Below are 11,822 nucleotides of genomic sequence, written 5' to 3'. Positions count from 1 at the left end.
CCTGTCAGCGAAAGGCGCGTATTCTATCACGCTGGTTTGGAAAGCCAATTGAAACTAAGACGTAAGGTGGATTACCCAGCGGTTTGCTTACGGAAAAGCGACTTACCGAAAGCGTTTACTAGCGCGCCAGTGACAATTAAACTGCCGCCGATGTATGTCCAAACCGAAGGGATCTCATTGAAGGCCCACGCACCAATCAAGGTGGAAAATACAATCTGGACATAGGAGTATGCAGACGCTTGTGCCGCCGCTTGAGTTTGCATTGCTTTCGTCAAACCATATTGGCCAATTTGAGTGAATACGCCAACGAGAACCAACATGAATGTTATCCACAAGCTTGGTAAAACAAAGTCATTCCACATGAGAAGAATAGACGTCGGCAAAGCGATCATTGGAAAATAGAGAATAATTACGGAGCTGTCTTCTGTCTGGCTGAGCCTTCTCACAATGACATAAGCGATAGCACTACCAAAAGCCCCGAGTAATGCCATCATCACACTAAAAGTGGGTAAATCTGTTGTTGTGCCGGGCTGTACCATAATCGCCAAACCTGCCATAGAGAGCAAAATACACATAATGGTTGCGCCTTGGACGCGTTCTTTTAAGAACAATACCCCAAGCAGGGCTGTAAATACGGGATGTGCGTACTGTAAAATGGTGGCTTCTGCTAAAGGTAACGTAGTGACCGAGTAATAAACACACATCAAAGCGACAGTACCAACTGCCCCTCGAAGTAACAGTAAAAACTTATTGTTACCCCACATGGAAATGCGTTTTCTTTTGACGTCTAGATAGCTGATGATCAGTGAGATTAAGGCACGAGCCGCGACAATTTCAAACAATGGGATGCCATAAACACTCACGTACTTCACGCAGGCAGACATGAGAGCAAATCCCAATGCGGAAAGTAACATAAACCGAACCCCGACCGGGATGAAAGTGTGTTGTTGGGTCATATTCGCCATAAATTGTGCTGCTTGAGGGTGACATTTATGATACGTCAATAGGCTCACTTGTGACATAAACTTATCGAAGTGTTTTTGGTAATATGGTTATTGATTAATATGAAAAATTATTTTTATATTTTAGTTCTAGTGATTATATTTAAATTAATAATAACGGCTTAAATATCATTTTATATGTATACTATTTGCTTAATTATGATCATTGAAACTATATTCTATTTGATACAATTGTTTGAGGTATATTTAAGCGTCAATGCTTAGTAAGCATATTAACTATTGGTGACTTTAATTGCACCATCTCTGTGTTATTACTTTTATCTGATTGATATATTTGGTGAATTTGGCTTTTTGATAGCATTGGAATTAATATTGTTTAAGTTTTGAAGCAAGATCTTATATTTCGTAATTTAAAATCAAAACAGTTTTAAATGTTTAATTGATGGTTTTGTTTATACTTGAAATTGTCAATAGAATATCAATCAAATAATTATAATAAATATTATTAATAAATGAGATATTGATATCATTTATTAATATTCGTCCATGATTCGGTTTGTGATGCCTTTTATCTTAATTCGGCTTTTAAAGCAGAAAAAATAGGATGCAAACATGAAAAATGGATATAAATTGTCAGTTGTTGCTGCAGCTATCATGGCTACAGCTTCAGTTTCTGCAAACGTCAGTGTAAACCCGGCCCCTAAAAACTCACCTTTTATCGAGGATGTGAAAGGGACCATCATTGAAGATCACTCCCCGAAGCCGATGCCCCGTTTTCGTGCTTTGGACTTAATGCGCAGTGCTCCAAGCGTTCGTGGTGATTGGTTTAACTTATCGCCGTTAACAACCGACATCCAAGGTGTTGGTGCAAGTGCAGTCTACGACTTTTTACTGCCTCCTTTGATGCCTCAACCAATTATTGTTGCGGTGATGGACTCAGGGGTAGACGTCGAGCATGAGGATCTTAAAGACAACTTGTGGGTCAATACAGGAGAGATCCCAGATAACGGCATTGATGATGACCGCAATGGCTATATCGATGATGTTCACGGCTGGAACTTCCTTGGTAACTCAATGGGTATTGATGTAGACCACGATACGCTTGAAGTAACGCGCGAATACAAAAAGTATCTGGCGCTGAAAGAGAGAAATCGTTGGATCCCACCGAAAAAGCTTAAATACTACCAAGCGGTTGAAGCGGATTACTTGGAATCAGTAACCTCAAATCAAACCCAGTTAGAAGCCGTTTTGGCAGCACAAACCGAAGCGAATAGTTATAAAAGTATTATCGTAGAGAAAACTGACCATACCGATTTCACTGCAGATGGCGTTCAAATTCTACTGACGCATTCTGACCCAGAGGTGGTGGCAGCAGCAGAAGGGTTGCTTGATGTGTTCAAGCTTTGGTATTCCTTCGCTTATATGGACTCACGTAAAGAACGCTATGAAGAAGCCCTCAACTACTATTACAACCTAGAGCTCGACACGCGCCGAGATATTGTAATGGATAACCCATACATTAATTGGGAAAAGGGCTATGGCAACAACAATGTTAAAGGCCCTGTTGGCCGTCATGGTACGCACGTTGCGGGCATTATCGCCGCCAAACGAGGTAATGGTATCGGCATTGATGGCGTTGCGGATCACGCGAAAATCATGTCTGTACGTGTCGTGCCAAATGGTGATGAGCGAGACAAAGACATTGCCAACGGGGTTCGTTATGCCGTTGATAATGGTGCGAAGATCATCAACATGAGCTTTGGTAAGAGTTACTCTCCATCGAAGTGGGTGGTTGATCATGCGTTCCGTTATGCACAGCGCAAAGGCGTATTGATTGTGCATTCTGCGGGTAACAGCAGTAATGACAACGACATCAAACCAAGCTTCCCGAACCGCTACTCAATTTTTGGTGCTCTAAAACCTATCTCGACATGGATGGATGTTGGTGCTTCATCAAAATACGCAGATGCTGATCTCGTGACCTATTTTAGTAATTTTGGTCAGGAGTCTGTCGACATCTTTGCGCCGGGCCACCGAATTCTATCAACGACGCCAGACAACACATACAAAGCTTTCAGCGGAACCAGTATGGCGGCGCCTGTCGTATCGGGTGTTGCAGCGTTAGTGTGGTCGTACAATCCGGATCTCACGGCGGTTGAGGTGAAGAAGCTCTTGATGGATACATCGCGCACTTATCCGGGCTTGATGATAAACAAACCATCAGATCCTGAGCAGCAAGTCCCATTTGAAACCCTATCTATTTCAGGGGGCATTGTAGATGCAGAAACCTTGTTTACTGACTTAGGGAATCGATACTAATTAGTTAACACTAGAGAAAAGGCGAACCATTTGGTTCGCCTTTTTGTATTTGGTCAGGTCGTTTTAAACACGACTTTTAGCAAGTAGTAGGCCCACTTTTCCTTTTGCGGTTTTACTCACGGTTTGCATAAATTGGAAGCTTGGCTTGTTGATTCCCGACTGCTCTAAGCCTTCTATCATCTGAAGCCATAGTTTTGCTGTCATTTGTGCATCGGCTAATGCTCGGTGAAAAACACCATCGTTGTCGATATTTTTATAGCGAACAAGCTCACCCAATTTATGCGATGGTGCGTCTTGAATCAGTCGTCTTGCCACTAGTAAGGAGCAAGCAAACTCACCACTGTAACCTGTGTTGATTCGTTCTAGTTCAGCATCAAGAAATCGTTTATCAAACGAAGCATTGTGGGCGATAAGGTTTTCACCAGAAATAAACTCACTAAACGATGCCATCACCTCATCGCAACTTGGTGCGGTACGCAACATGTTATTGGTGATACCAGTGTAACTTTCTATGAAAGAGCTCACTCTGAAGCCGGGATTCATCAACTGTTGGAAACTATCAACAACCTCTCCATCGACTAATTTCACTGCACCGATTTCAATAGCGCGATCCCCCATATTCGGAGAGAGACCAGTGGTTTCAAAGTCGAGTACAACGACGGAGTTTGCTTGAGGCATGAGGTTTTCCAACTAAACGATAAGGTGCAAGAGTATCATCGAAAGTGATAAAAAAAGAAAGGCATTGATGCTCTGCTAGCATGCTACTAAACAGTTAATTGGCTTTGTTTTGATAAGCTGTGATTGGTGACCATACAAATAGAGGTCAAACACCTTCATCGAAGGTGGTTGATACGGAGAAACTATATGCACTGATTGCTATGGTTTATAAACGGTCACAGTGACGCCTTTATCACTCGTAAAATCGACACTTGATTGGCGTTTTGCGATCCCACTTTGTGTACAGGTATTGCCAGTACAAGTACCTGTCCCTGAAGACCAAGAACCGGTAAGAATATCATTACCTGAATAGTAAACCGTTGCTATCCACGTTGAGCCGTTATTCGTACTGCTAGTGAGTAGTGTAGGGGAATCATCGCTATCACTTACCGTCACTTCATCTTGGGTATCGCCAGTGGCAGCATCATCATCGGTGACAGTTAGGGTTACAGTATAAGTTCCTTGACTCAAATAAGTGTGACTGGTTGTTTTACCGTTGCCTGTATTAGTGTCTCCGAAGTCCCACGCATAAGAACTGATTGAACCATCACTATCGAAGGATGTTGACGCATCAAAGTCACATACTAATTGTGTGCACGAGAATGTAAATTGGGCTGTGGGAGAGGAATTGCTAACGTGCCCTGTGACAATGAGTTTTGGAGAAAAGACGGATGAGTCAATGTCCAGTAATCGCTCATGGCTGCTATCCCCTGAATTATCCACCCAGTTTAAGTTACCATTATTAACCAAGGTATCCCATATTGTTTGTGGACTATCGTTATTGCTTGCAAGCAATGCGGCAGCGCCAGCGACATGAGGTGATGCCATGGATGTGCCACTAATGGTGCCATATTCCCCTTTTTCTAGCGGATAAGTAGAAAGAATGCATACGCCAGGGGCGGCGATGTCGACGGTTGCCCCCCAGTTGCTAAAATCTGCTAAGGTGTCATCTTGATCCGTTCGGCAGGTAGGAGTGCCTTGGCCATCGGCTTGCCCGTCGAAGTCAGCAAGGGCAGATACGGTAATGGCATAAGGAGAATTGGCTGGCGTATAGTTGGCACTGTCAGCATTACTGTTGCCCGCAGCAACCACAACCGTCACGCCATTGTTAAACGCGGCTTCTATGGCGTCATCCATGGCACTACTTGAACCAGATCCGCCTAAGCTCATATTGATGACTTCAATATTGCCTTGAGCAGCCACCCAATCGATGCCAGCAATAATACCTGATAGTGAGCCTGAACCCTGTGAGTCTAATACTTTTAGTGCCCAGAGGCGTGCGCCAGGTGCAACACCGACCACTCCTAGATTGTTATCAAGGGCAGCAATAGTCCCAGCTACGTGTGTACCGTGATAATGGTCGTCATCACCACTCAATGTGTCATCACAGTAATAGGAGCGTCTGTGTGGTGGCCCTCCAGAGTGGTTAAGACAATTGGCTCCACCAACAACATTTAGGTCAGGATGTTCGACATCAATACCCGTGTCGAGCACCGCAACATCGACATCCACTCGATAATCGTCAATGCCATCGATATCTAGAGAAGTCTCGTCGGCAAAAATTCGTTCAACACCAGTTGGGATCTGCTGAGCGAAAGCGGTGATCGGTATGTCTTCTTCAACATAAGATACTTTCGGATTTTTTAATATGCCATTTATAGCCGCGGCAGGCACGACAATGGAGAAACCTTTAATGACATGTTCAAAGACATACCCAACTTTCCCATTAGCTTTGAGGGCGATTTCTTCGGCAACATCTTCAGGGACAGCATTGTCGTTAAGTACAACAATATAACTTTGTCGATCAGGTGGTGATTGGGAATATGCAGATGCTGGCAGGAAGATAGCGAGTATTAGTGCAAATATCATGGTTTTGGCTGTTGTTTGCATTGGGTGTTCCTTAATCAACGCTCAGAAACATGTCTATTAACTATAGTTCAGTACAGTACAACTCCCCTTATATCATTTGGAAATTATAGGTTCAGTTTGTCTTAGAGCTCTTGTCTTCGTGTTATATCTAAAGGTTCCCATTGAGTTCACGAGAGTAAGGGTACGGTTATTCCATCACGCAATTCGCGTTCTGAATTACAACCTTAGCCATCTAAGCCAGAGTTACGTTCCTATCGGGTGAGTCGTAGCACACTCTTTGCAACAAATTACCTCTTATACCAAGCCAGTTAAACGGTATAATCGAAAGCTGACGTACGCCGCTCAGCGCCATGTTAAGTGGCTAAAATAATGGACTATTGATGAAACTAAAAAAAATCGACAAACAACTATACCGCTCACGTTTAAACATGGTCATTGTCTTGTGCATTGGTATCTTAGCCGCTTCTAGCCTTGCAATCTCTCAAACACTCATTGCCTTCTTTCCGTCAGAATCTGGCTCCCATTTCCATTGGAATTTACTTGGTGTCATTGTCAGTGCAATCGGGCTGGTGGTGGCATTAATCAAAGTAAAGTCGCACCCTAAAATGCATGAAGTCGCCTACGTGTGGGACCTAAAACAAGCACTCAACCAAATCTACCGTAAAAAGAGAGCACTTGATGCCGCCGCTGCTGAAGGTAACGCAGATGCGATGTTAGCTCTTCAATTTAGCTACGAAGGCTCTCGCCAACTCTGGCAACTCGATGACAATACCCTTACGATGGAAAGCTTAGCCGCCGCCCAAAACAAGCTTGATGAGCTGGTTGAAAAGCACGGTATTGAGCTGGATATTGCGAACTACCACGTTGGAATTCTAAAAGCGTTTTAGTCGGTTTATTTGTGTTGCTACAAAATAAGAAGGATGGACAAAGACAAGGCTTAACCCTTAAATTCTTTACAAGTGATTAAGCTGATGATTTAGCTTAGTATACTCAAAAAGAGAATCGACAAGAGAGTGTGATGATATGTCAAAAACAGCGAAGCTCCATAACGAAGATAAGTTAGTGAAAAAGGCGTTAGAGATCGGTGGCAAGATGGCTAAAATGCAAGGATTTGATTTGCCAGAATCTCCGCAGCCAGTCAGAGTCAAAGCCATCTATCTCTTTTTAGTCGATGCTAAGCAAATTGCGCCACTTCCAGAAAGTAAACTCGATGGTGCCAACATCAAACACAGGCTAGCACTGTGGATTCATAACGCGTTGCCAGACAACGACCCTCTAAAATAGAAATTTCTATCATCCTATTAAGCGCTGAAACAGGCGCTTTTTAGGAGCAAACAAACCTTACAACCAACAAGTAGAGTGCGTGGTGCTAACTCGCCTCCGTCTATCTTCTGTATACCAACAAATCTTATCGAGTTATCAATGTATATCGCACCTCAAAGCGAGTTGGGATGTTCAGTAGTATTGGTTTACAAAACAGAATCAAAATTGCTAAAGATAAGCCCCGAGAAGCGCTACAATGCTCGTGTTGCAAGAGCGCAACATGGAATACTCATTCACAGAAACCCTAAAGTAACCATACATGTCTAAAGATTTCGAATTCACCACAGAATATACGCTCGACAAATCCTTCTTCGCCGAGTGTTATGACCAAACTAGCCAGCCAGTTAAATTCCCCAAAGCGTATTTGAAAGGAATACTGTTTCTTATTTTTGGTGTGGTTTTACTGGAGTTTGAACTGCTACCTAACGGTTATGTCGGTTGGTTCTTTATTGTATTGAGTGTGATTGAGGCGTGCAGTGTTTACTTCAAAAGAACTTGGTGGTTGTGGCGACAAACCATCAGCTCTAGCCGTGGCAATAAAGTGGTGTTTCAAGTTAACGCGGATGGAGTGCGCTACAAAAGCGGTAAAATCGACTGCAGCATTGTTTGGAGTGAAATCGACCAACTCGAACAAACTGATTTGGGCTTTATCCTTCATCTGGGTAAGCAACGCCAGTACATCAGTAAATCTTGCTTAAATGACGAAGTAATCGCGTTTATGGTAAAGCAGCATGCAGCAGCGAAAACGAATTAACAAATTCCTACTAACCAAACTAAAGAGGTGAGCCAATGGGTTCGCCTTTTTTGATCTTCATGGGTTAACTCTAACTCAGGCTCAATAGGCAAATCGGTCATTCCAGCGAGCCCAAGAATCTACTTCCTACGCGTTACGTATTTACACTAGAGAACAAATACTCAGAAAATTATTGAAATGAGTTCAAACAAACGTTCATCAAAAAGGTGAGTAGAAGTTTCTATGCAAACAATTAAGTATCGTTTTTGGAGGTTCGTTTCTTTATTTGTATGGCGTGCGGAATCTTGTGAACTATGATTTAGCAAACACAATAATGGGGCTTGTCCTAGCGACTCATCTCTACTCCAAAGTGTTTTGGTGCAGAATTGAACTTTATTCGAGCTCTGGGAATATTGGTTTAAGGCTTCACATCTATTTGAGGGTAGGATATCTGCATGTTAGCTATAGCCCATACTCGAAGGTTGAATAATCACACTTGGCATTATTAACTCGGTCATTTCAGCGAGTCGAAGCGAGACTAGGAATCTAAACGTGCATCGCAAAGTCAGTATTTGCACTGTACTGCACAGAAAGTGATGAGTAGATTCTGTTTTATGTTCCTGAAGCCATGGAGCAACGATGTTCGCCCCTTAGCGTGTTTTGCTTTCGGAGCTATTTCGTAATTGCTTCTGATGATGCTTTCAAATGGCTGAGGTTCATAGATGCGATATTGATTAGTGGATTTATTGATATAAATCGTGATTTAAATCAATAGTATATTAGATTTATAAACATACGATGAATGCCACTATACACATAATAGATACCCTTGGACGGTTGTAGTTTTAATTTTGAAGCAACCTTTCATATCGATTAGTTAGGTGATGTATTTGGACAAAATTGATAATGAATGGGGATGTATCCATACCCGTTACCACGACTGCAGCAACGTCAAAGCATGTATTGTGACTGTTTCAGATTTAGACAAGATCTCTGAAAAACTGACTTCGGCAGTACTTGATTCTTCATGGATGCTTGACCTAGATAAAGGTACCAGAAGGACTTATGAGTATACAGCTAGAGAGACCGCTAATGCTTTGGTGGAGATCTTTAAGAAGTTTTCTGATGACCATCAACTAGGAGTTGAGTTTGGTGAAGTTATGGTTTCTATCAGTTCAGCTCGTTCACTATCAGTTATCTTTGATCATATAGCACTACCAATCGCCGAGATATGGAAACCTCAGATCAAACAAAATGAAGGTTTTGATTTCCACACTGAGTGCACACAACAGTTAATAAACTTTGGAGAGGCAAAGTTTTCTGGGAGTGTAAACCCTCATGGTAAAGCAATACCACAAGCAGAAGGTTTCATTAATGAAGAAAAGCATTTTAGGGACCGGGCACATTTAGTTAATTTAACATCCCCAAAATCTATAGAGAATTTGGACGATGACAAGTTTGGTGCCATAGCTGCATTTTCTATAAATTCAAAAGATCACGATTCAATAATGGATAATGCAATAGAAAGCATTCAGGAGTCTGGACTGTTTGAAAAGGTTCAATGCGCTTACGTTATTGGAGTTGTTGTATGTTAGATATTAGAAGCATTAAGGCAGATGCTCGCCCACAAGTTAATATTGGTGAATTAATAGAAACACTTCATAAAGATGGTCCAGTGGATCATGAAGTCATACAGGCGTTAACCTATTACAAACTGTTTCATTCTGAAGTTTTTAAAAGCTTTGAATCTAAGGTTCTGTCAGTTCTTGGGCTGTTTTATAAAGATGAGAATCCAACAGATTTGTATTCTTTTTTATTGGCAGGAATAGGAAGAGAAAACAAAAAACGATTTGGTGAATGGCTTACCCCAGTCCAAGCGAGTGTACGATTAGCAGTGGAAGAAAATCGATACACCTCAATATCAGCGCCAACCAGTGCAGGTAAATCTTTTTCATTAAGGGATTATATTTTTGAGCAAGAAGAAGATAGCGTAATAGTTGTTCCGTCTCGAGCACTTATTGCTGAGTATATGGCGACCTTGAGAGAGCGTTTTAAGGACAATAAGCAGGTTATGATCTCTTCCTTTGTTGATTGTGTGTTTACAAGCCGAAAGTTGAGACGAATTTTCGTTCTTACTCCAGAGCGAGCTAGAGAAATTTTTTCACACAAAGAAAAATTGAATATCTCGCTATTCTTTTTTGATGAGGCTCAAGTATCAGAAGAAGTTGAAAGAGGGGTTATTTTTGATGTTTTAGTTAGGCGAGTGAAGACTGCCTACCCAGAAGCAAAACTGGTCTTTGCACACCCTTTTGTAGATAACCCTGACGCCCAAATGAAGAAGCACGAGTTGGACGAGAGTCAGGCATATTCTCGGTCGTACCCTCATAATACTGTTGGTAAAGCATTTGTATTTGGTCATAGTAACAAGAAAGATTACTTTTTCTCACCGTATAAAGAACAAGGTCACCATGTAAAGAATAGTATCCAACTGGATGAAAAATTTGAAAAAATTGCTTTTAATGGTATTCATACAGTTCTGGTTTTTGTTTCTAAAGCGTCATTATATCGAGGGGACTTTATCGATGATTTTCAGAAGTATGTCGACCGGTTTGAGTCAATTGAAGATGAATCTGCAACATCTATAATTCAAGAGGTTGAATTGTTGATTGGAGCAAACGAGCAAGACCATCGTTCTAATCTTGTTAGTTTGCTAAAAAAAGGAGTAGTTATTCATCATGGCTCTGTACCTCTTGAAGTGCGGTTCCTGATTGAAGAATTTATCCGGCAGGGTCATGCAAAGATTTGCTTTGCTACTAGTACATTAGCTCAAGGCATAAATATGCCATTCGATGTTGTTTGGTTGGACAATATGAGAATGCAGGGTGGTGATGAAGAAGACAAAGCACTAGCATTCAAAAACTTGATAGGACGTAGTGGACGACTTTCTAAAGGGACAGTGTTTGATTTTGGGTATGTATATACAAAGAGCCCTATATTACTTTCATCGCGTTTAAATACACCATTTACTCTATCTGAAGAGTCGCGCCTCGAACAAGATATAGAAGGCTTGGATGATGAAAGGGAGCTTATTTCTTCAATAATCGAAGGTACATTTGATGAGGAGATGAATCTTCCTTTAACTAAGGTGGATAGACTCTCAACAAAAGAAGCGCTTGAGCTAATGGAGTCCGTTTTATACTTTATGTATGAAGGTGGATTTGGAACAAAACTATTTGGCAAGGACAATAGAGAGAATAGGCTAGCTACAAAAGACCATCTAAGGGATATTTATGAAATCTCGCTAGGTAGGCCTCTGTTGCCTGGAGAGAAGAATGTCTTTGATACTGCAATCGAAATATTCTTTCATTTGATTCAGGGACGAAGCTTTAAGGAAATTGTAGGGATAAGGTACAGCTATATTTCAAATAGAGGCAAAAACCAAAACTTGGATGCCAACTTCACTCAGCCTGCGAATAAACTACCAGATAGTGGGTTATCTAATGAATATCCACTGTTTAAAAATACAAAATCTAAGGACGTGAGTTACGATGCTGTCGTATTTGATACCTATGATTATTTGGATACGGTAATCTCATTTTCTTTATCAGATGTGCTAATTGGAGCTTTTAGTATTTACCATAACCATACTAAAGATACTAAGGCGCTAAAGATGGTAGAACTATTAAAGTACGGCACTAACGATACTGTTCATACATTGTTGCTACGGTATGGATTTCCTCCAGAGGAGATTAAAGAAATATCAATGTACGTAGAATCTATCTCTGAAGAAAATATTTTGTTTAAGCCAGATGTTATTGGCTCCCCGGATAATGTGAGAGAGCTCGTTGACTGGTATCTACCATAAAGCTGCAGGCGGAATCAACAGATAGCGTGGAGTT

General features: G+C 41.5%; 9 protein-coding genes. 6 read left to right on the top strand and 3 right to left on the bottom strand.

Annotation, left to right across the window (positions count from 1 at the left end; all coding sequences use genetic code 11):
- Positions 1–71: 71 nt before the first annotated feature.
- A complete protein-coding gene (locus ACQEXU_RS07955; protein WP_427010599.1) occupies positions 72–956 on the bottom strand; it encodes a DMT family transporter in 885 nt (294 codons plus the stop codon).
- A gap of 618 nt (positions 957–1,574) precedes the next feature.
- Here ACQEXU_RS07955 and ACQEXU_RS07950 point away from each other — a divergent pair.
- Entirely contained in the window at positions 1,575–3,281 is a 1,707-nt protein-coding gene (locus ACQEXU_RS07950; RefSeq protein WP_427010361.1) for a S8 family peptidase, read from the top strand.
- 63 nt (positions 3,282–3,344) lie between these two features.
- Here the strand turns inward: ACQEXU_RS07950 and ACQEXU_RS07945 are convergent, their stop codons facing one another.
- Both ACQEXU_RS07945 and ACQEXU_RS07940 read right to left on the bottom strand, forming a co-directional pair.
- On the bottom strand, positions 3,345–3,959 hold the full coding sequence (locus ACQEXU_RS07945; RefSeq protein ID WP_427010360.1) for a 3'-5' exonuclease: 615 nt from the start codon (positions 3,957–3,959) through the stop codon (positions 3,345–3,347).
- Between the two features lie 198 nt (positions 3,960–4,157).
- Positions 4,158–5,888: a S8 family serine peptidase gene (locus ACQEXU_RS07940; RefSeq protein WP_427010359.1), complete on the bottom strand. Its 1,731-nt coding sequence runs from the start codon at positions 5,886–5,888 to the stop codon at positions 4,158–4,160.
- Between the two features lie 359 nt (positions 5,889–6,247).
- Between ACQEXU_RS07940 and ACQEXU_RS07935 the strand changes: the two genes are divergently transcribed.
- The 5 genes from ACQEXU_RS07935 to ACQEXU_RS07915 all read left to right on the top strand — a co-directional run bounded on the left by ACQEXU_RS07935 (position 6,248) and on the right by ACQEXU_RS07915 (position 11,788).
- Positions 6,248–6,754, top strand: a complete 507-nt coding sequence (locus ACQEXU_RS07935; protein WP_427010358.1) for a DUF3087 domain-containing protein — start codon at positions 6,248–6,250, stop codon at positions 6,752–6,754.
- 136 nt (positions 6,755–6,890) lie between these two features.
- Positions 6,891–7,151, top strand: coding sequence for a DUF5062 family protein (locus ACQEXU_RS07930; protein WP_367989436.1), 261 nt, complete (start codon positions 6,891–6,893; stop codon positions 7,149–7,151).
- A gap of 298 nt (positions 7,152–7,449) precedes the next feature.
- Positions 7,450–7,944, top strand: a complete 495-nt coding sequence (locus ACQEXU_RS07925; protein ID WP_427010357.1) for a YcxB family protein — start codon at positions 7,450–7,452, stop codon at positions 7,942–7,944.
- A gap of 869 nt (positions 7,945–8,813) precedes the next feature.
- A complete protein-coding gene (locus ACQEXU_RS07920) occupies positions 8,814–9,518 on the top strand; it encodes a hypothetical protein (RefSeq protein WP_427010356.1) in 705 nt (234 codons plus the stop codon).
- Positions 9,512–11,788 (top strand): DEAD/DEAH box helicase, encoded by a 2,277-nt coding sequence (locus tag ACQEXU_RS07915; RefSeq protein ID WP_427010355.1) that lies wholly within the window; start codon positions 9,512–9,514, stop codon positions 11,786–11,788. Before ACQEXU_RS07920 ends, ACQEXU_RS07915 begins: the two co-directional genes overlap by 7 nt.
- The last annotated feature ends 34 nt before the right edge of the window (positions 11,789–11,822 follow it).

Origin of the sequence: Vibrio sp. TRT 21S02 (assembly GCF_050113675.1) — a bacterium.
GTDB lineage: Bacteria > Pseudomonadota > Gammaproteobacteria > Enterobacterales > Vibrionaceae > Vibrio.
This window is presented reverse-complemented; position numbering and strand designations above follow the sequence as displayed.

What these genes read in the sequence shown, in the direction of transcription:
- ACQEXU_RS07955 (WP_427010599.1), bottom strand. Translation starts at nt 956, where the DNA reads ATGACCCAACAACACACTTTCATCCCGGTCGGGGTTCGGTTTATGTTA.
- ACQEXU_RS07950 (WP_427010361.1), top strand. Translation starts at nt 1,575, where the DNA reads ATGAAAAATGGATATAAATTGTCAGTTGTTGCTGCAGCTATCATGGCT.
- ACQEXU_RS07945 (WP_427010360.1), bottom strand. Translation starts at nt 3,959, where the DNA reads ATGCCTCAAGCAAACTCCGTCGTTGTACTCGACTTTGAAACCACTGGT.
- ACQEXU_RS07940 (WP_427010359.1), bottom strand. Translation starts at nt 5,888, where the DNA reads ATGCAAACAACAGCCAAAACCATGATATTTGCACTAATACTCGCTATC.
- ACQEXU_RS07935 (WP_427010358.1), top strand. Translation starts at nt 6,248, where the DNA reads ATGAAACTAAAAAAAATCGACAAACAACTATACCGCTCACGTTTAAAC.
- ACQEXU_RS07930 (WP_367989436.1), top strand. Translation starts at nt 6,891, where the DNA reads ATGTCAAAAACAGCGAAGCTCCATAACGAAGATAAGTTAGTGAAAAAG.
- ACQEXU_RS07925 (WP_427010357.1), top strand. Translation starts at nt 7,450, where the DNA reads ATGTCTAAAGATTTCGAATTCACCACAGAATATACGCTCGACAAATCC.
- ACQEXU_RS07915 (WP_427010355.1), top strand. Translation starts at nt 9,512, where the DNA reads ATGTTAGATATTAGAAGCATTAAGGCAGATGCTCGCCCACAAGTTAAT.